This window comes from Bifidobacterium pseudolongum subsp. pseudolongum DSM 20099, from assembly GCF_000771225.1.
In the GTDB taxonomy this organism is placed as follows: Bacteria; Actinomycetota; Actinomycetes; order Actinomycetales; family Bifidobacteriaceae; genus Bifidobacterium; species Bifidobacterium pseudolongum.
Genome location: NZ_JDTZ01000003.1, coordinates 80,901 through 100,658 on the forward strand (window position 1 = coordinate 80,901; position 19,758 = coordinate 100,658).

A 19,758-nucleotide genomic window follows, 5' to 3' on the forward strand; every position below is an offset into this window, starting at 1 on the left:
ATGGGATCCGCAGCACGTTCCACACGTTCGAATGCGGCGCCGGCTGGGCGCCAAAGCCACGAGGCGCGCAGCGCACAGCGTCCGCAACTGCATGTGGTGTCGAACCGCAGCGCCAGCGGGGCCGCGAAACGCGGGGTGGCGGCGTTCTGGGAGTGGACCAAATCACGGTCCACGCCGCTTGTGCACATTGTGGTGGCGGTTGTGTTCCTCGGCGCCTGCCTGCTGGGGGCGCTGCTGCTGCGCACACAGATGAGCTCCAACTCGTTCGAGGCTTCGCGCATCGAACAGCACATCACGATGCTGCAGCAGGATGTGGAAGACGACCAGGCCAAACTCGCGCAATTGGAAGCCACGTTGCCTGAGCGCGCGCAGAAGATGAACATGGAACCCGCCAAGGGTTCGCTGTCGATTGACCTGCAGGGATACCAGCCCGCCGGGGAAGGGGCACACTGATGCGTTCATTCTCGTGGTCCCGACTGTCCCGGCGTGTCAGGCAAGCCTCGGTCATGGGCATCGTCATGTCGCTTGTGGCACTGCTGTGCATCGGGCAATTGGTGCGCATCCAATTGATCGACGGCGCGAGCACCGCCCAGGCCGCCACGCAGAACCGCACAGTCAAAGCATCGCTGAGCGCCAAGCGCGGCAAGATCACCGATACGAACGGTGCGGTGCTCGCGCAAAGCGTGGAGCGCTACACAATCGTCGGCAATCCACAGGCGGCACAGGATTTCGAACCCACCACCTGCACCACGCGCACAAGAGACTACTGCCACGCGCTCGATGGCAAGCCGCTGCAGACAACCGGCGCGGCCGCTGTGGCGCAATTGCTCGCACCGGTGCTCGGCATGAACGCGGCCGAGCTCGGTGGCAGGCTTTCGGGCACTGGCCAGTACGCGATTCTCAAAAAAGACGTGACCCCCGAAGTCAAGCGTAAAATCGCCGACCTGCATCTCGGCGGCATTGTGTACGGCGAACTGAGCAACGAGCGCATCTACACGAACGGCACGCTCATGGGTGCGCTGCTCGGCGGTGTGGACGACGAAGGCAAGGGCGTGGCCGGCATCGAGCAAATCGAGGACAAGACGCTGACCGGCACCGACGGCTACCAGATCTACCAGCAGGGCAACGGAGGCGAAGAGATCCCCGGCACGATGACCGATTCGAAAGCGGCAGTGGACGGCGCGGACGTACAGCTGACGATCGACCGCGACATCCAGTGGCGTGTGGAACAGATCCTCAAGGACAGCCAAGCGAAATACAAGGCGGCGTGGGGCATCGCCGTGGTGCAGGACGTGCAGAGCGGGCAGATCCTGGCGCTCGCCGACACCGACCAGATCGAAGCCGGCAGCGACGACGCCAAACTCAATGTGGCGCGCTCGGTGAGCCAGACCTTCGAACCGGGTTCCGTGGGCAAGGTCTTCACCATGTCGGGGCTCGTGCAGGAACATCTGCACCAGATGTCCGACAAATTCACTGTGCCCGATTCACTGACGCTCGACGGGCAGACCTACAAGGATTCGTTCAACCACGGTGCAGAGCATTGGACACTCGCCGGCGTGCTCGAACAATCCTCGAACATCGGCACAATCCTCGCCTCTGACTCGTTTTCGGACCAGAAACGCTACGAGTACCTGACCAAGTTCGGCATCGGCCAGCCAAGTGGCCTCAATCTGCCGGGCGAATCGCAGGGCCTGCTCACCCAGCCGCAGACATGGGACGGCCGTACGCGCAACACCGTGCTCTTCGGGCAGGGGTACACCGTCAATGCGCTGCAGATGACGAACGCGATTGCGGTCATCGCCAACCAAGGCGTGCTCAAGCCGCAGTCGATCATCAAAGCCATCACCACCCCCGACGGCAAAAGCGCCACGCCCGAACAGAAGGAATCCACGCGTGTGATTGACGAAGAGGCCTCCAAGCAGATCCTCAACGCCATGGAATCCGTGTCCGAACACTATTCCTCGCAAGGATTCGCCGGAGTGAAGGGCTACCGTGTGGCCTCCAAGTCCGGTACCGCCGAAGTGGCCGGCCCCGACGGCAAGCTAAGTTCGCTCATCAGCGATTACTCCGCGATCATCCCCGCCGACAACCCCCGCTTCGTGGTGACGGTGGTGCTCAAGGACCCAGAAGGCAGCTATGGTGGTCTGACGGCGGGCCCGGTGTTCGCGCAGATCGGCGAATTCCTGATGCAGAAATACGAAGTGCCGAACTCCCCACAACGCAAGAACGCGATTCCGGTGGAATGGTGAACGAACAGCAGACGACGACTATCCGACAAGAGGAGCAACGATGAGCGCAATCAGTGAAACGACGGCACAGCGGCTGACGCTGGGCATGCTCGAGGACCGTTACGGATTCTCTCTCGTGCCCGGCTTCGCGCGTGATGTGACCGTGACGTCGCTCGCCAACGACGTGGACTCGGTGACGCCCGGCGCGCTGTTCATCCCCGGTGAGCGCATCGAGAAAGCGCGCGTGGCGCTCGCCGTGCAACGCGGCGCCTACGCGATGCTGCTGCCCACATCCATGCGCAATGCGATCGACGACCAGCAGATCCCGATCCTGTTCGCCGATCCCACGCCGCGGCAGATCGGTGAACTCGCCGCGAGCATCGCCGGTATGCCTTCGGAATCGATCGCCGTCTTCGCGGTCGCAGGCGCCGGCAACGAGCGTCTGCGCGAAGACGTGGATGCGATCGCGCAGTTCCTGCATATGCTCGGCAACCCGGTGGGCACCGTCTGCAAAGGCGATTCGCAGTCGCTCGAACGGTTCCTCGACCTGACCTACCCGGTCGACGCCTTTTCGGTGCAGCGCGTACTGTCGGTGTGTGTGGAAGACGGTGTGGCAGCGGTCATCATCGCGCTCGACGACGAGACACTCGCCTCCGGTTCGCTCGAAAGCGTGGGGGTCGACGTGATCGGCGTCGACGGCGAGGAGGCTGACGCGGATATCGAGCAGGCGCTCGCACAGGTGCGCGAACGGTACGGCTGCGTGATGGACGACAACACGCATGTGGCCGTGCGCACCGATGAGACCGATATGATGGCGATCCAGGCCGACTTGGGCACCGGCCCATCACGCCCGCTTTCACTCGCCATCGCGATGGTGCTCGCGGCCGGCATCCGCAAAAGCAGCATCCGCAGCGCGTTGCGCGTGTCGAGAGAACTGAACTGAACCGGCGGTTCCATACCGCGCAGTGCAAGGAGAATACATATGATGAAGATGACGTTGCGGCAGGTCATGGCCAGTGTGGACGGCCATGCAGCGCCCGGTGCCGTCATGGACGAAGGGACTGAAGTCACCTCGGCCGTAACCGATTCGCGTCTCGCGCAGTCCGGCTCGCTGTTCGTGGCGATCGCAGGCGAGCACGTGGACGGCCATGATTACGTGGACGCGGCCGCGCGCAACGGCGCTGTGGCCGCGCTCGTACAGCACGCCGTGCCGGACGCGGGCATCGCGCAGATCATCGTGGAAGACGGTGTGGCCGCGTTGGGTGAGCTCGCCAAGGCGAACCTGCGGATGCGCCGCAATGGGGCCGCCCCCTTCACGATCATCGGCATCACCGGTTCGGTGGGCAAGACGACGACGAAGGACCTGTTGAAGGCGCTGCTCTCCACGCTTGGCGAGACCGTGGCGCCGGTCGGTTCGTTCAACAACGAGATCGGGCTACCGCTCACCGCGCTTGAAGTGGGGGAAGGCACCCGCTATCTGGTGGCGGAGATGGGCGCCAACCACCTTGGGGAGATCGCTCATCTGACCACAATCGCGCCGCCCGACATCGCGATCGTGCTGAAGGTGGGCGTGGCTCATCTGGGTGAATTCGGATCGGTCGAGCATATCGCACAGGCGAAAAGCGAGATTGTGCGCGGGTTGCTCAACGACGGCGTGACGGTGCTCAACGCCGACGACGCCCGCGTGGCCCGCATGCAAGACATCGCGCCGGGCAAAGTGGTGTGGTTCGGCATCGAGCATGCGCAGGCGCATGAATGCGACAGCTATGTGGCCGCGGACGACATCAGCCTCGACGATCTGGGGCACCCGGTGTTCACGCTCGTCAGCGAAGCCGGTGTGGAACAGCGTGTGAAACTCGGCATCACGGGACGGCACAACATCATGAATGCCCTCGCCGCCGCAAGTGTGGCGCGCTTGGAGGGCATGCCACTCGAGCACATCGCCGCCGTGCTCAATTCGGTGCATGCCATCAGCGCGCACCGCATGGCCGTAAGCGTGGTGCAGGAAGGCGATGTGCGGTTCACGCTCATCGACGATTCGTTCAACGCGAACCCTGATTCGATGCGAGCCGGCATCGACGGCATGATGTCCTGGCATGCCGGCGACGCCACGCAACCCACCCGTGTGGCGGTGCTCGGCGCCATGCTCGAACTCGGCGGTGACGAGACGCGGGCCCACCATGACATCGGCATCTACGCCGCCCAGAGTGGCGCCGACGTGGTCATCGCGGTAGGTGGGGGGAATGACCCGCACCTCAATGCACTGGCCCGCGACCTCGCCGACGGCGCGCGCACCGCGATGGACGCAGACGCCGTGTTCTGCGTGGACACCACCGACGAGGCCGACGGCATCGTGCGCGACCTGGGCCGCACGCATGCGGACATGGTCGTGCTGCTCAAAGGGTCGCATGCCTCGGGCCTGAGCTCACTTGCCACCCGATGGAACGAGGAACGCGCGTAAGGCGCGCGATGCGGCGTGCACGCTCCGCGCGCCCACAACGAATAGGAGAACCGTAAGGTGATAGCGCTCATCATTGGAATAGTGGTTTCCCTCGTCATCACGATGATCGGAACACCAACGCTCATTCGCGTGGTGCACAAACTGCACTACGGCCAGTACATCCGGCAGGACGGCCCGCAGTCCCATCAGGTCAAGCGCGGCACACCGACGCTCGGCGGCGTCGTCATTGTGCTCGCCGTCCTGCTCGGCTGGGGCGCCAGCGCGTTGTACCGGTATTGCACCCAGCACATCGTGCCGTCGTGGTCCGCGGTCCTCACCCTGTTCGCCATGGCCTCGATGGGACTGCTCGGCTTCATCGACGACTTCGCGAAAGTGCGCAAGAAACAGAACGAGGGACTCACCGTCAAAGGCAAGTTCATCGGCCAGTTCATCCTGGCCACGATCTATGCGGTGCTCGCGCTCATGCTGCCTACCAAATCGGGGTTCCCTAGCGCGCAGGCTGGCATGAGCTTCATCGAAACACCATTCCTGAGCTTTGATTTCGCGGGGCGGTTCCTCGCCATCGTGTTGTTCGTGATCTGGGTGAACTTCCTGATGGCGGCATGGACGAACGCCGTCAACCTGACCGACGGCCTCGACGGCCTGTGCGCAGGGTCGTCGATGGTCGCGTTCGCTGGATACGGCATCATCGCGTTCTGGGAAAGCTACCACCTGCGTGGATCGGGCCATCCCGGCTTCACCTATGCGGTGTCCGACCCCTTCGATCTGACCATCATCGCATGCTGCGCGGCCGTGGCATGCCTGGGATTCCTGTGGTACAACTGCAACCCGGCGTCGATCTTCATGGGCGACACCGGTTCGCTCGCCCTCGGCGGCCTGTTCGCGGCCATGTCGATCGCCACGCACACCGAATTCCTCGCCATCATCCTCGGTGGCCTCTTCGTGATCGAGACGCTCAGCGACATCATTCAGGTCGGGTACTTCAAGATGACACACAAGCGCGTGTTCAAAATGGCGCCGATCCACCACCATTTCGAATTGTGCGGGTGGACGGAAGGCAAGGTCGTCGTGCGGTTCTGGATGGTGGAACTCCTGTTCGTGATCATCGGCCTCATGATCTTCTACGCGGACTGGGTCGTGCGCTCGGGGCTGTGACCGCGGCGGCGCGACCATACGTGGCATCGGTAACGTCAGGGAAAGGACGAGACATGGATCTCAACAGCAGCACAGTCGTAGTGGCGGGCCTGGGCATCTCCGGGCAGAGCATGGTGGATATTCTGCGTGATCGCGCGGCGCGAGTGATCAGCGTCGACGAGCGCAAGGAAGACGCCGACTTGCACTCCTTCGACGACATCGTGTGGGACGACGTGGACCTCGTGTGCACGTCGCCGGTCTTCACGCCGCGCACGCCGTTCATCGTCGAAGCGCGCAAGCGTGGCATCCCGGTGATCAGCGAAGTCGAACTCGCGTGGCTGCTGCGCGTGGCCAACACGCGCACGGGCGAGCCGGCACCATGGCTCGGTATCACCGGCACGAACGGCAAGACCTCCACCACGGAGATGGTCTCGGTCATGCTCACGGCCTGCGGGTTGCAGGCGCCGGCCGTCGGCAACATCGGCAAAGCGGTCTCGCAGGCCGCGCTCGACCCCGCGAACGACGTGCTGTGCGTGGAGTTGAGCTCGTTCCAGTTGCATTTCACCTATTCGCTCGCCCTGACCGGGGCTGCGATCACGAACATCGGCGCCGACCATCTCGATTGGCATGGCGGCCTTGAGCGCTACGCCGAAGACAAATCGAAGGTCTTCGACGGCGCGCGCCGCGTCATCGCCTACAACGCGCAGGACGCGCGTGTCACCGAACTCGCTTCCGAAGCACGCACCGCCGAAGGCTGCGTGCATGTGGGGTTCACCCTCGCCGAACCGCAGGCCGGGCAGATCGGCGTGCGCGACGGGTGGATTGTGGATATGAGCGGCATCGCCGGCGGCGAAGTGGGTGAGGAGACCCGCATCGCGCGCGTCGCCGACTTTGCGCACCTGACTGAGCCGGACGGCACGGTCTACCCGCACCTGCTCGCCGACGCGCTGACCGCGCTGATCCTGGTGTATGCGATGGATGTGGACCATGCCACGGCGGTGAAGGCGTTGCAGGGCTTCAAGCCTGGGGGCCACCGCATCGAGGAGGTCGCGCGGTTGACGACCGACGGCGCGCCGGTGCGTTTCGTGGATGATTCCAAGGCCACGAACGCGCTCGCCGCGCAGGCCTCGCTCAAGAGCTTCGCCCCCTCAATCGTGGTGTGGATCGCCGGCGGACTCGCCAAGGGCGGGCGCTTTGAAGAACTGGTGGCGCAGGAACGCGACCGCATGAAGGCCGCCGTGATCATCGGCGTGGATCAGGAGCCGATGCTTGAGGCATTCCGCGCTTGTGCCCCCGATGTGCCGCTCACCGTGATCGACCCCGCCGACGCCGGGTCGGTTATGAGGCGCGCAGTGGAAGCGGCGGCCGCCCTCGCTGACCCGGGCGATGTGGTGTTGCTCGCGCCGGCATGTGCCTCGATGGACCAGTTCGTCTCGTACGCCGACCGCGGGAACCAATTCGCCAGCGAATCGCGGCGTTGGGTGGATGAGCATGCCGCAGCCTGAGCGCAAGGCGCGCTCCGCTTCCTCGCGGGGCGTCAGCACGACACCCCGGCAATACACGGTACGCACCAGGGCGAGCCAGAGCACCGCCGCGCATGAGACGCCGTCGGCGCATACCACCCGTGCCCAAGGGCATGCCGCTGATTTTTCGGCCTACCGTGGCTGGCGCATGCTGCTCAACCCGATCTGGTGCTACCACGGGTTTGCCATCAGCGTGTTCATGCTCATGGTGTTCGGCCTGATCATGGTGTTTTCAAGCTCCTCGGTGAGCATGGTGGCGGTGGGCGCCACGCCATGGAGCCAGGCCTTGGACCAAGCGAAATACTGCATCATTGGCCTTGTGGCCTTCATGATCACCTTGGCGCTGCCGTACCGTGTGTATGCCAAGGTCTGCATGCCGCTCGTGGGCGTGGCGGCCTTCATGCAGATGCTCACGCATACCCCATTGGGCGTGGAGGTCAATGGCAACAAGGGGTGGATCAACCTTGGCGTCGCCACGTTCCAGCCCGCGGAGCTGGTCAAGTTCGTGCTGTGCATCACACTGCCCAAACTGCTTGTCGAAGTCGGCAAACGCCATGAGCGGGGCGCTCCGGTGCGCATCAAGGATTATCTGCCGGTGTTCGGCATATACGGCTTGCTGCTCGTGCTGGTGCTTTCAGGCAAGGACCTTGGCACGACGATGATCCTGGTGTTCATTGGCCTTGTGGCGTTCTGCTTCAGCGATTTTCCGCGCAAATGGCTCGGCATGCTTGCCGTGGGCCTGGCCGGGGCCTGCGTGCTGTTCGCGGTCATGAGCCCCAACCGCATGCGCCGCATTCTGGCCACGTACCAAGGATGTTCGGCGAGCGATATGCAGGACGCCTGCTATCAGGCCATACACGCCAAATACGCGTTGGCCTCCGGCGGGTTCCTGGGTGTGGGCCTAGGCAATTCACGTGAGAAGTGGAACTACCTGCCCGAAGCGCACAACGACTTCATCTACGCGATCATCGGCGAAGAGACCGGGTTTGTGGGCGCCGTGCTGGTACTGATGCTGTTCGCGGTGATCGCATGGTGCATGATCGTCGTGGCGTTGCGCACGCCGAACCGTTACACGTCCATGGCGCTGTTGTGTTTCACGGTGTGGATCGTGGGGCAGGCGCTCGTGAACATAGCCGTGGTCGTGGGCATCCTGCCGGTCATGGGCGTGCCGTTGCCGTTCGTGTCGGCGGGTGGTTCATCGCTTATCCTATGTTTGGCGGCGGCAGGCGCGTCGATGAGCATGATGCGCTCACAACCGCAGATCGCGGCCGAACGGCAACGGTCGTAACGCATTCGGAACCGTAGGCGTATGCAAAGGAACACCATGAAGACAGAAGCAAAGCACATCCTGCTCGCCGGTGGCGGCACGGCGGGTCACGTGAACCCATTGCTCGCCGTGGCCGACGCGATCGCCGCGCGCGATCCGGAGGACACGTCGATCATCGCCTTGGGCACCGCGGTGGGACTTGAGGCCGATCTGGTGCCGCAAGCCGGCTACCGGCTCGAAACGATTGAGAAGGTGCCGTTTCCGCGGCGCCCCAACAAAGCCGCTTTGCAGTTCCCTTTCAAATGGAAACGTGAAACCGGCAAAGTCAGGAAGCTCATCGAGGATGAACATATCGATGTGGTGGTGGGCTTCGGTGGCTATGCTTCGGCTCCGGCATATGCGGCCGCGCACCGCATGGGTGTGCCGATCGTGATCCACGAGCAGAACGCGCGCGCGGGCATGGCCAACAAACTTGGCGCCAAATGGGCCACATTCATCGGCACCGCATACGACGGCACCGGCCTCAAGGCCGGCGGTGAGGGTGAGGTGGAGCGCGTCGGGTTGCCATTGCGCCCCGCAATCGCGCAACTGGCCGCACGGTTGCAATCCGACCGCGCACAGGTGCGCCGCGACAGCGCCCGCGAACTCGGACTCGACCCAGACAGGCCAATCATTGTGGTGACCGGCGGCTCGCTCGGCGCGGTCAGCCTCAACCGGGCGGTGGCCCAAGCCTCGGGAACGCTTGTGCGCGACGCGCAGATTGTGCATCTGACCGGCAGGGGCAAGATCGACGAAGTGCGCGAACTCGTGGCACAGCATGCGGGCGAACAGGTGCTGACCGGTCTCGGCGACGACGCACAGCCGGGCTGCGACTACCATGTGGCGCAATACCTTGAACGCATCGACAAGGCCTTCGGCTGCGCCGATCTGGTCATCTGCCGTTCGGGCGCCGGTTCAGTGAGCGAACTGGCGGCACTCGGCCTGCCCGCCGTCTACGTGCCGCTGCCAATCGGCAACGGCGAACAGCGGTTCAACGCACAACCGGTGGTCCAGGCGGGCGGCGGCCTGCTCGTGGACGACCGCGATTTCACCGCATCATGGGTCGAAACCCATGTACCGCAGTTGCTCGCGGACCCGCAGACCCTGCAGGACTATGGGCGCAACGCGTGGCAATACGGCATCCGCGACGCCGCCGACCGCATGGCGCAGCGCATTCTCGCCATCGCGGGAGCCGCACACTGACGCCGGCGAACGCCCACCGCACGCCACAGGCAATACAACAGCAAGACCGGCACAAGACACCAGACACAATATTTGAGGAGTTCACGTGAGCAGCACGCATGACGCACAGACGGTGACGCTTGACCCCACCATCGCGCAGTTCGACGACCAACAGACCGTGGCCGACCTGGGCCGCACCCATTTCATCGGCATCGGGGGAGCGGGCATGAGCGTGCTCGCCGAAATGCTGCACCAGCACCATGTGGCCGTCGATGGTTCCGACAGCCAGCGCGGCCCGAAAACCGACCGACTCGAATCACTCGGCATCCCCGTCGAAATCGGGCAGCGTGCTGGCAATGTGCAAGACGCGCGCGTCGTCGTCTACTCGAGCGCCATCAAGCCCAGCAATCCCGAAATCGTGGAGGCGCAGGCACAGGGCGCGCACATCGTGCACCGCAGTGACATCCTTGCACTGCTCATGCACGGCACACGCGCCGTCACCGTGGCCGGTGCGCACGGCAAGACCACCACGAGCTCGATGCTCGCGCACATCCTGCTCCACGGGGGCGAAGGTGCGCTCGCCGACCCGAGCTACGCGATCGGCGGGTCGATCCAAGGCCCGGACGGCACCGTACTTGACGGCGGCCATGCCGGCACAGGCGACGTGCTCGTGGCTGAGGCGGACGAATCCGACGGCAGCTTCGGCAAATACCGCCCCACCATCGCCATCGTGACGAACGCCGAAGCCGATCATCTCGACCACTACGGAGATGAGGCACATTACCGGCGCGCGTTCGCCGAGCACATGAGCCACGCCTTGGACCATGTGATCGTGTGCGCCGACGACAGCAGTGCGCTCGCCGTGCTGCGCGCGCTCGACCCGGCGGACGGCGCGCGCGCCATCGCCTACGGCACGAGCGAACGCAGCGCATTGGGTGATCTGAACGGCGCGCAATACGTGCACATCACTGCCGAACAGGAACATGCGGGCAGTGGCAGTGAGCAGTTCACGCTCGACATCCCGGCCGCAGTGGCGGGCGAAGACCTGGCACTGCCGGTCACGCTCGCCGTGCCGGGTCTGCACAACGCGCGCAATGCTACGGCGGCGATTCTCGCGGCGGTCGAGCTGGGCATGCCCGCGCAAGACGCCGCGCGCGCCGTGTCGACGTTCCTGGGCGCGGCACGCCGGTTCCAGATCCGCGGCAGCGTGGGCGGCGTCACAGTCGTCGACGATTACGCACACCATCCGACCGAAATCGGCGCACTGCTCGATGCCGCGCGCCGGCGTTACCCCGACGCCACCATCCATGTGCTGTTCCAGCCGCACCTGTTTTCGCGCACCAAGTTCTTCGCGCCGCAATTCGCGCAGGCGCTCTCGAAAGCGGACGATGTGATTGTGACGGGCGTTTTCCCCGCACGTGAACGGCAGGAGGATTTTCCGGGCGTCGATGCGCACACCATCGCCGATGCCGCCACGGGCGGCGAGGCGCAGATCGACGTGGTGGAAGACATGGCCACGGCGGCGCAGATGATGGCGATGCGCGCCAAGTCGGGCGACGTCATCTTGACCGTCGGCGCCGGCGACATCACCACGATGGGTCCGGTCATTGTGCACGTGCTCGAAGCGCACCACGGCAAGGATGCATGATGGCCGGCCGTTCCGTCAGCTCCACACCGTCTGGTGAGACCCCCGACAAGCCGACGCGCTCCATGCGCTCGGGCCATGCCGCGCCCGCCAAACGCGTCGCACGGTCGGCGAGTTCGGGCGCCGGTGCACAAGCCGAGAGCCACAGGGTGGCCCGCAGCGCGTCATCAGGGGTGCGCGCCGCGCATGGGCCCGGGTGCACCGCCAAGTCGGTGGCTTCCGGCGGTGGCGCGGCCAACCACTCGGCACGGGCATCGGCGACATCCAAACTCCGGAAGAAGCGAGCATCCGTACGCTCGGTGTTCGCCGCGGCAGGCAATGCCGTAGCGCGCCGGCGGTCGGCGAAGCAGGCGCGCACACAGGTCAAAAAACCGCGCATCGTCGAGGAACGCATCGGTGCGACGAGCCCGGGCGCGTTCGTGGACGCGAACAACCTGCCGAGCGAGGATATGGTGGCGAAGACGCTGCAGGAGACGGCGGGTACAATCGGCGTGGCCACACGGCCCAAGGTCGTGGATTTCGCGGCGCGTCAGAAGGAGCAGCGGAAGGCCGACACGCGACGCATCGCCGCACGTGTGGCTGTGGTGTGTGCCGCGATGGCCGCGGTGATTGCGCTTGTCTGGCTGCTCTTCTTTTCGCCGGTATTGCGGTTGGAACCCAACAACATCAGCGCGTCGGGCGCGAACGAATGGGTGAGCAACGAGCAGATCATGGCGATTGCCAAGCGGCAGGCGGGCAAATCATTGCTTGTGGTCTCCGACAGCGCGGTCGAGCAGAAGCTTTCGCAGATTCCAGGCGTCTCGTCGGCCACTGCCGAGAAGAAATTCCCCAACGGCCTGCATGTTTCGGTCACCGCGCAACGGCCGGCCGCCATGCTCAAGGAGCCGTCGGGAAGCACCATGACGGCGGTCGACAGCAAGGCGCGCAAACTCAACGCGGTCAACGGGGCAGCACAATCCGTGCAGGGCATTCCGGTCATCGAAGTGGACGATGTCGGCAAGGCGCTCAGCCGGCGCGCGGTGCAGTCGGCGCTCGTGATTCTCGACGCATTGCCCGAATCCATGCGCAACGCCATCGTCAAGGTGCAGGCGAACACGCAGGATTCGATCACAACGCAGCTCGACAACGGCATCAGCATCGTGTGGGGCGACGATTCGGATCTGAAGCTCAAGATGGCCATCGTCGACAAGATCATGAACGACCCGAACGTGATCGGCGACAAGAAGCAGATCAACGTCTCCGCCACGGCGCGCCCGATCATCAAATGATCCTGGGGCCGCCGACTACCGCGTGGTGTCGGCAAGACGCGCCTCGAGTTGCTCGACAATCTGCGCATGGCGCTTCTCATCGATCCGCACGCGGGCCAGGAACACCACGAGGCTCAACACAATGCCCACGGACGGCACGATGTACGCCCATGTCGTGAATGTGTGGATGTTGCGCGCGGTCATGTCGGCGGCGGAGGCCGATCCGACCATGCCCGCGGCCACGGCGACGAATCCGACGATGCCGTTCGAGAACGCGCCGGCGATCTTGTCAAGCATCGGGCGCACGCTGAGTGTCACGGCCTCGTTGCGCCGCCCTGTCTTGAGCTGGCCATATTCAATCGAGTCGGTCATCGTCAGAATTGCCGTCATCTGGATCGTCTGCGCGGGCAGATAGAACAGCACGAGCGCGATGAGCACGACCGCGAGATTGCGCGGCGCCGCGATGAACATCGCATATCCGGCGATCATGAGGGCCATGCCCGTGGTGAACAGCCACCGCCGTGGAACCACGCGGTTGAGCAGCGGGTAGAGCGGGGTCGTGAGCAGACCGGTGACCACGGGGACCACGCCGGCGAGCGCGAACTGCTCGGGCATGCCGAGCACGTAGGTGAACTGGTAGAACAGCACGCCGGTCGTCGCCACGTTCGACACGGCGTACAGCAGGTAGCTCAACGCCATCCACAGCAGCTGGTCGTTGCGGCCAATCGCCTTGAATGCGTCCAGCGGCTTGCAGTGTTCGTCGCCGCCGCGCAGTTCGTTGTGCTGTTCGCGTGTGCCGAACGCCACGGTCCATGCGGTGAGCAGGCCGAACAGTGCGATGATGAGTGCGAACGCGGTCCAGCCGGGCTGCCCTTGGGCATGCTCGCCGGTGAAGCGGAACGTGAAATAGCTGACAATGGGGATGACGATGACGGTGACGCCGTTGTAGCCGAGCGAGCCGGTGAGCGTGCCGAGCGACGTGTAGACGCCACGCTCGTGGGAATCGCTCGACAGCGCGGGGATCATGCCCCAATAGGAGATGTCGCGCGCGGAGTAGAACACGTCGAGCAGGATGAAGGTGACGACGAAGACGATGATGAACCAGGTCGTGTTCACATTCACGAGGCCGAAGACGCCGGTGAATACGACGACGAGCAGCACGGATGGCACAATGCCGCCGATGAATTGCCAGACGCGGAACCGGCCCCACCGTGTGCGTGTGTTGTCGACGATGTTGCCGAGCAGGGGGTCAAGGAATATTTCGGCGATGCGGATCGCCACGACGAGCGAGGTGATCAAGGCGATCATGCGTGCGGCGACCGCCTTGTCCGACCGTGCGAACAGCGCGGTCGTCGTATAGGTCATGAAGAACGTGCTCATCGCGTTGTAGAACGCCGCCTGCCCGAGGTTGCCGATCGCGAACGCGATACGTTGCCGTGCCGAGCCCTTGGCCTTGGTTTGCCTTTGGTGTGTGGCCGACTGCAGTGTTGGGCGAGGTGTTGTTGTGGTCATGTCATCCTCCCGTGATGGGTGATCCTCATTGATCTGTTGCGGAAGCTTACTTTACTTAGAGTGGTAAACAAGTTTATCGACATGTGATGGAAGGGCAGTGTTTTGTGTGCTTTGCTCGGCGTGTCTATTTATGTTGATATATCGCTATAGTGAGAGGAGATAATAGTGGCGATTGGCAATGGTGATTCCTTGCGATTATGGCATATGGTGAATATGTCTTGCGTATGTCTGGTAAATAGTTTACTATCGAGAACGCACGCGAACCGTGAGCGACGCAGCCCGCGGTCGCACCAACGCTACGATGAGGAGCAGGAATGGCACAGTCGGATACCACCACGCACATGCACACGCCGCGCGGCACGGCCTCGGATGCCGCTGGGAAAGGCGACATGGCGCCCACGACCGGAGGGGAGCACACGCGGCTTGACCAGCCAAGCGTGCGCTGGCTCGTCGATCCGGCCGTCTTCGCGGTCAACCGGTTGCCCGCGCACACCGACCACATGACCGTCGACGGCGCGTCCGGCACGTTGCGGCAGTCGCTTGATGGGGTATGGCGCGCGCGGGTCGTGCCGTCGCACCTCGACCGGTTGCCGATGGAAAGCACGGACGAGCACTGTCGGACCGCGCACATCCCGCCGGCGTTCGCCTCGTCGCGTTTCGACGACGCGGGATATGCGGATGTGAACGTGCCCGGCTGCCTGGAGACGCAGGGACTCATGCGCCCGCAATACGTGAACATCCAGTACCCGTGGGACGGGCATGAACAACCACAGGCGCCACATGTGCCCAACAGCAATCTCGTGGCACTCTACCGCCGGACGTTCGACGCCGATCCACGCGTGCGGCAGGCGTTGCGCGCCGGCGAGCGCGTCTCGCTGACGTTCGACGGCGCGGCGACCGCGATCTACGTGTGGCTCAATGGCGCATTCGTCGGATATGCGGAGGATGCATACACACCGAGCGAATTCGATGTGACCGACGCGCTGGGCGAGGAGGGCAATACGCTCGCCGTCGCGTGCTTCCAGTACTCGAGCGCGAGTTGGCTGGAAGACCAGGACTGCTGGCGCTTCCATGGACTGTTCCGCGGCGTGCGCCTCGACGTGCGCCCGCGCGTGCATGTGCGCGACATGCAGGCGACCGCCGACTGGGATGTCGCGGCGCAGTGTGGTGTGCTCGACCTGCGGCTTGCGCTCGAAGGCGACGCCGCCGCACACAGCGCCGATGTGCGTGTGTGCGCGGTGGACGACGGGACGGGCATGCCGTTGTGGGAAACGACGCTGGACGTGGATCGGCAGGCGGCGTCGGCCGATGACGCGGTGCTGCGCGGGCGCGCCGCGATCGCCGACGTGCGCGCATGGAGCGCCGAGGAGCCGAACCGGTACCGCGTCGACGTGCTGGTGCGCGATGCCGAGGGGCGGCTGGTCGAGACCTCAAGCGCGGTGGTTGGATTCCGCCATGTCGAGATCGAGCATGGCATCTTCACCGTCAACGGCGAGCGGATCGTGCTGCGCGGGGTCAACCGCCACGAATTCGACGCACGGCTCGGCCGCAGCGTCACCGAAGAGGACATGCTGTGGGATGTGCGCTTCATGAAACGGCACAACATCAACGCGGTGCGCACCTCGCACTACCCGAACCAGACCCGTTGGCTCGAACTGTGCGACGAATACGGCATCTACATGATCGACGAAGCCAATCTGGAGACGCACGGCAGTTGGAATCTGCCCGGCGACGTGACGGATGGCAGGTCAATCCCCGGGGACGACGACATATGGCTCGCCGCCTGTGTGGACCGCGCACGCAGCATGGTGGACCGCGACCGCAACCATGCGTGCGTGATCGCGTGGTCGCTCGGCAACGAGTCGTACGCCGGCACTGTGATCGAACGGATGGGACAGGCCGTGCGCGCGATGGATCCGACACGCCCGGTGCATTACGAAGGCGTGCAGTGGAACCGTAAATACGACACCATATCCGATTTCGAATCGCGCATGTACGCCAAGCCGGACGACATCCGCGACTATCTGGAACATGATCCCGCCAAACCGTACATCTCGTGCGAATACATGCACGCGATGGGCAATTCCCTCGGCGGGCTGAGTGAATACACCGCCCTCGAACGGTATCCGCACTACCAAGGCGGCTTCATCTGGGACTTCATCGACCAGGCGCTGTGGCAGCGGCTGGACGACGGCACGGAGCGGCTCGCGTACGGCGGCGACTTCGGCGACCGGCCGAGCGACCTGAACTTCAGCGGCGACGGCATCGTGTTCGCCGACCGCACGCCGTCGGCGAAAGCGCAGGAAGTGAAAGCGCAGTATGCACCTGTGCGCATCAGCGTCGAGCCCGAACGCGTGCTCGTGCACAACGGCAACGTGTTCGCAGGCACGGGCGACAGCATGTTCGTGGCGCGCATGCTGATCGACGGGCGGGAAGTGTGGAGCACCGCGTGCACGCTCGACGTGCCCGCTGGAGAGACGCGCGTGCTCGACCTGGCGTTTCCGCCGGTCGAGGACGTGCTGCCGGCCGGCGGCGACAGCGCACTGCGCGCGCACGAGGTGGTCTACGAAGTGAGCCAACGGCTCGCGCGCGCCACCGCATGGGCTGAGGCCGGCCATGAGCTCGCCTGGGGGCAGTGCTCCCGGCCGCTCGACGCGCGTGCGCTCGCCGCATGGCGCACCCCGGCCGCGGTGGAATCCGGCGCACATGTCGCGCTGGGGCGTTGGAACGGCGGCATGCGGCTGGGGTCGCGTGAGATGCTATTGTCGCGCACACAGGGTGGCATTGTCTCGATGCGCGACGGCGAACGTGAGATGGTGTCTCGCGTGCCTCGCCTGATCACGTTCCGCCCGCTGACCGACAACGACCGCGGCGCGAGCAGCGGCTTCGACCGCGCGCAATGGTTCGGCGCAGGGCGCTATGCACGCGTGGTCACCGGCATCGGGCAGGTGGAATGGGATCCGGACCGTGGCGAGCTCACCGGCGAATACTGGTATGAGCTCGCGGACGGCGCGCGCACCACTGTGCCGGTGCGTTACAGCATCGATAGCGCGATGCAGCTGCACGTCGAAGCCACGTGGCCGGGCGAGGTGAACGCTCCAAGCCTGCCCCTCTTCGGCCTCGAATGGGTGTTGCCCGTACGCTATTCGCAGCTGGAATTCTATGGCCCCGGCCCGTGGGAGACCTACACCGACCGCGACCGCGCGAAAGTCGGCGCATGGCGTACGACCGCATTCGACGACATGCAGCCCTACCTCGTGCCGCAGGAGACCGGCAATCATGCGCATGTGCGCTGGGCGCGCGTCACCGACGAAGACGGCCATGGCCTGCTCATCGAATCCGCGCGCCCCGGCACGGATCTCGCGCTGAGCCTGCTGCCGTACGACACGCTGACCATAGAGGCGGCGACGCATCAGGATGAGCTGCCGAAGCCACGGCACATGTTCCTGCGCCTGCTCGCCGGGCAGATGGGCGTCGGCGGCGACGATTCATGGGGTGCGCCGGTGCACGACCGCTATCTGCTCGACGCCGCGCATGAACGGACGCTCGATGTGACGATGCGCCTCGTGTGAATCAGGCGCGCAAGCTCGCTCACTGCGGTTGCGGCGGCTGGAAGCTCGCGCGGCATATCAGCTTCGTTGAGATGAGGATGTGCCGGCACGTGCCCCGGTCGCGCGCAATCGCGTCGGTGAGTGTTTCGAGCGCGGTGTACACGAGTTCATGCCGGTCGATGTCAAACGAGCTCAATGCAGGTGCGGTGTATTGGCAGATCGGCAGATTGTCGACGCTCACCACGGCGATGTCGTGCGGAACGCGCACGCTGGCCGCGGCAAGTGCCTGCAGCACGCCAACGGCCATCGGGTCGGACGCCACCACAAGCGCATCGGGCAGTGCGTCGGGGGAGTGCTGTGCGAGCATGCGCTCGGCGAGCGCGCGGCCATTGTCAACAGTGAACGGTCCGCTGGCGTAGATCAGCGCGTCGTTGTCCAGGTGCAGGCGCCGACTCCAGTCGGTGAATGCAAGCGTGCGGATGTCCTCGGGTTGGTTGTGCAGGCCCATGATCGCGCCGATGCCGCCGATGAAGCCGATGCGCGTGTGGCCGGCGCCCTGCAGTGCGTCGAGCGCGTCGAGCATGGTCTGGCTCAGGTCGGGGCGCACCGAGTCGAACCAGTCGGGGGCCGGGTTCGTGTCGATGAACGTGCCGTACGGCAACGCGCGGCGCAACTGACCAAGCTGTTCGCGTGTGAACGTGGCGGGGCCGATCGCGATGAATCCGTCGTAGTCGTCGGCGGCGTCGATCAGTTCGTCGATCGATGCGAAGAACGCGAGCGTGGACCCCTGCTCTTCTGCGGCGGTGCGCAGTTCCTCGCGCAACGACTGGAAGTAGGCGTCCTGCAGTTCATCGATCTCCGGCGGGGCATTGAGCACGGCGATCATACGGCTCGTGAACGCGGTGTAGCCGAGTTGGGCGGCTGCGCGCATGATCCGGCGGCGTGTCTGCGCGGTGATGCGCAGCTTGGCGTCGCCATTGAGCAGACGCGAGACGGTCGCCTGCGAAACCCCTGCGAGTTCCGCGATCTGTTTGCGTGTGGCCATGCCGCTCTTCCCGCCTTCCTGTGTGCATATGTGTGGAACCGACTTTATTCGTACCTGCACCCAGTGGGGTGAGGGTGTCTGTCATGCGGTGCGTCTTGCGTGTGCTGGTGGGGTGTGCTATATTGAAAAGTCCGGCTTTGCGCCGGCGAGTTTGATAATTCAAAAGGGGCCGATCGGTTTCGACGGTGATCTGTTCGCTTCGGTGAAGCGTGCCGAGAATGCAGAGTCCGCTCGTGATGTTCTCTGTGAACAAAATAAGTGCTAAATCTAACCGCACTGAGTTCGCTCTCGCTGCCTGATTTTTTCGTCAGGACTTAACCAGCGAGCAGCTGCTCCGTTCACTCTCCCGTGTCTTCGGGGAGATGCTGAGCGTCGTTAAGAAGACTTGCCTGTGTCATTGCACTGCAGGATGACACAGGGACTTGTACTGTAGCTAGGCTCGCCATCTGTTGTCTGCGATATTGATGGGAGCCGAAAAACCGCCCTCTGTGGCCAGCAGACTACGCACGTAGAAGAACGAGGGTACGGTCACCGGACCGGGGTTCAATTCCCCGCGGCTCCACTTTTTCAAACCCGCCAGAAATGGCGGGTTTTCTTGTATTTCCAACGGTTTTCAGGCTTCCTCGTTTTCGCTCGTGCGCCCCGAAAAACGCCCTGATTCCTCATGAAGCGTGGGCAAAATGTGGGGAAAATGAGGGAGGGGGGAGGACCAACAAGTGTGTCGGGTTGGTCGCCCCATGTCGTGCCGGTGTGGAGGGCAGGATCTGGCTGGTGCCGGTGCCCAATGGCGGCTGTCGGTGGCTGAGGCCAGACGCGGTATGCTGTCGGAGTCGCGTGAGACAGCTGTTGGTGGCTGAGGCCAGACACGGTCGGCTGTCGGAGTCTCTTGAGACGGCTGTCGGTGGCTGGGTCTAGCCATGAGGG

The 19,758-nt window shown here is 64.2% G+C and carries 13 protein-coding genes and 1 other RNA gene; 12 read left to right on the forward strand and 2 right to left on the reverse strand.

The window, feature by feature from the left end; all coding sequences use genetic code 11:
• From ftsL to OU02_RS02635, 10 genes are all read left to right on the forward strand, one after another.
• Positions 1-453 carry a cell division protein FtsL gene (ftsL, locus tag OU02_RS02590; RefSeq protein ID WP_033488648.1) on the forward strand — a complete coding sequence of 151 codons (453 nt, stop codon included), beginning with the start codon at positions 1-3 and terminating at the stop codon, positions 451-453.
• Complete coding sequence (locus OU02_RS02595) at positions 453-2,249, forward strand: peptidoglycan D,D-transpeptidase FtsI family protein (protein WP_033488649.1); 1,797 nt, start codon at positions 453-455, stop codon at positions 2,247-2,249. The genes ftsL and OU02_RS02595 overlap by 1 nt, the downstream gene beginning before the upstream one ends.
• Before the next feature lie 40 nt (positions 2,250-2,289).
• On the forward strand, positions 2,290-3,171 hold the full coding sequence (locus OU02_RS02600; protein WP_033488650.1) for a hypothetical protein: 882 nt from the start codon (positions 2,290-2,292) through the stop codon (positions 3,169-3,171).
• A 39-nt stretch (positions 3,172-3,210) separates the two neighbouring features.
• Positions 3,211-4,689: a UDP-N-acetylmuramoyl-tripeptide--D-alanyl-D-alanine ligase gene (locus OU02_RS02605; RefSeq protein ID WP_033488651.1), complete on the forward strand. Its 1,479-nt coding sequence runs from the start codon at positions 3,211-3,213 to the stop codon at positions 4,687-4,689.
• A gap of 57 nt (positions 4,690-4,746) precedes the next feature.
• Positions 4,747-5,844: a phospho-N-acetylmuramoyl-pentapeptide-transferase gene (mraY, locus tag OU02_RS02610; RefSeq protein ID WP_033488652.1), complete on the forward strand. Its 1,098-nt coding sequence runs from the start codon at positions 4,747-4,749 to the stop codon at positions 5,842-5,844.
• Positions 5,845-5,897: 53 nt separating this feature from the next.
• Positions 5,898-7,328, forward strand: a complete 1,431-nt coding sequence (murD, locus tag OU02_RS02615; RefSeq protein WP_033488653.1) for a UDP-N-acetylmuramoyl-L-alanine--D-glutamate ligase — start codon at positions 5,898-5,900, stop codon at positions 7,326-7,328.
• Complete coding sequence (locus OU02_RS02620; protein WP_080720494.1) at positions 7,309-8,634, forward strand: FtsW/RodA/SpoVE family cell cycle protein; 1,326 nt, start codon at positions 7,309-7,311, stop codon at positions 8,632-8,634. Before murD ends, OU02_RS02620 begins: the two co-directional genes overlap by 20 nt.
• A 36-nt stretch (positions 8,635-8,670) precedes the next feature.
• Positions 8,671-9,855, forward strand: a complete 1,185-nt coding sequence (gene murG, locus OU02_RS02625; RefSeq protein WP_033488655.1) for an undecaprenyldiphospho-muramoylpentapeptide beta-N-acetylglucosaminyltransferase — start codon at positions 8,671-8,673, stop codon at positions 9,853-9,855.
• A gap of 85 nt (positions 9,856-9,940) precedes the next feature.
• A complete protein-coding gene (murC, locus tag OU02_RS02630; RefSeq protein WP_033488656.1) occupies positions 9,941-11,482 on the forward strand; it encodes a UDP-N-acetylmuramate--L-alanine ligase in 1,542 nt (513 codons plus the stop codon).
• A complete protein-coding gene (locus OU02_RS02635; RefSeq protein WP_238551940.1) occupies positions 11,479-12,747 on the forward strand; it encodes a cell division protein FtsQ/DivIB in 1,269 nt (422 codons plus the stop codon). The genes murC and OU02_RS02635 overlap by 4 nt, the downstream gene beginning before the upstream one ends.
• 15 nt (positions 12,748-12,762) lie before the next feature.
• On the opposite strand, the gene OU02_RS02640 is transcribed toward OU02_RS02635, so the two are convergent.
• On the reverse strand, positions 12,763-14,238 hold the full coding sequence (locus OU02_RS02640) for a glycoside-pentoside-hexuronide (GPH):cation symporter (RefSeq protein WP_033488657.1): 1,476 nt from the start codon (positions 14,236-14,238) through the stop codon (positions 12,763-12,765).
• Between the two features lie 389 nt (positions 14,239-14,627).
• Between OU02_RS02640 and lacZ the strand changes: the two genes are divergently transcribed.
• The gene (lacZ, locus tag OU02_RS02645) at positions 14,628-17,810 is read left to right on the forward strand and encodes a beta-galactosidase, LacZ type (RefSeq protein ID WP_051918280.1); all 3,183 of its coding nucleotides are present in this window, start codon (positions 14,628-14,630) and stop codon (positions 17,808-17,810) included.
• A gap of 19 nt (positions 17,811-17,829) precedes the next feature.
• Here the strand turns inward: lacZ and OU02_RS02650 are convergent, their stop codons facing one another.
• The gene (locus tag OU02_RS02650; RefSeq protein WP_033488658.1) at positions 17,830-18,834 is read right to left on the reverse strand and encodes a LacI family DNA-binding transcriptional regulator; all 1,005 of its coding nucleotides are present in this window, start codon (positions 18,832-18,834) and stop codon (positions 17,830-17,832) included.
• 165 nt (positions 18,835-18,999) lie between these two features.
• On the opposite strand from OU02_RS02650, the gene ssrA reads away from it, so the two are divergent.
• Positions 19,000-19,399, forward strand: a transfer-messenger RNA (tmRNA) gene (gene ssrA / locus OU02_RS08500).
• Positions 19,400-19,758 lie beyond the last annotated feature (359 nt).

What these genes read in the sequence shown, in the direction of transcription:
- OU02_RS02650 (WP_033488658.1), bottom strand. Translation starts at nt 18,834, where the DNA reads ATGGCCACACGCAAACAGATCGCGGAACTCGCAGGGGTTTCGCAGGCG.
- murG (WP_033488655.1), top strand. Translation starts at nt 8,671, where the DNA reads ATGAAGACAGAAGCAAAGCACATCCTGCTCGCCGGTGGCGGCACGGCG.
- OU02_RS02635 (WP_238551940.1), top strand. Translation starts at nt 11,479, where the DNA reads ATGATGGCCGGCCGTTCCGTCAGCTCCACACCGTCTGGTGAGACCCCC.
- OU02_RS02640 (WP_033488657.1), bottom strand. Translation starts at nt 14,238, where the DNA reads ATGACCACAACAACACCTCGCCCAACACTGCAGTCGGCCACACACCAA.
- ftsL (WP_033488648.1), top strand. Translation starts at nt 1, where the DNA reads ATGGGATCCGCAGCACGTTCCACACGTTCGAATGCGGCGCCGGCTGGG.
- OU02_RS02605 (WP_033488651.1), top strand. Translation starts at nt 3,211, where the DNA reads ATGATGAAGATGACGTTGCGGCAGGTCATGGCCAGTGTGGACGGCCAT.
- lacZ (WP_051918280.1), top strand. Translation starts at nt 14,628, where the DNA reads ATGGCGCCCACGACCGGAGGGGAGCACACGCGGCTTGACCAGCCAAGC.
- OU02_RS02620 (WP_080720494.1), top strand. Translation starts at nt 7,309, where the DNA reads ATGAGCATGCCGCAGCCTGAGCGCAAGGCGCGCTCCGCTTCCTCGCGG.
- murD (WP_033488653.1), top strand. Translation starts at nt 5,898, where the DNA reads ATGGATCTCAACAGCAGCACAGTCGTAGTGGCGGGCCTGGGCATCTCC.
- OU02_RS02600 (WP_033488650.1), top strand. Translation starts at nt 2,290, where the DNA reads ATGAGCGCAATCAGTGAAACGACGGCACAGCGGCTGACGCTGGGCATG.
- OU02_RS02595 (WP_033488649.1), top strand. Translation starts at nt 453, where the DNA reads ATGCGTTCATTCTCGTGGTCCCGACTGTCCCGGCGTGTCAGGCAAGCC.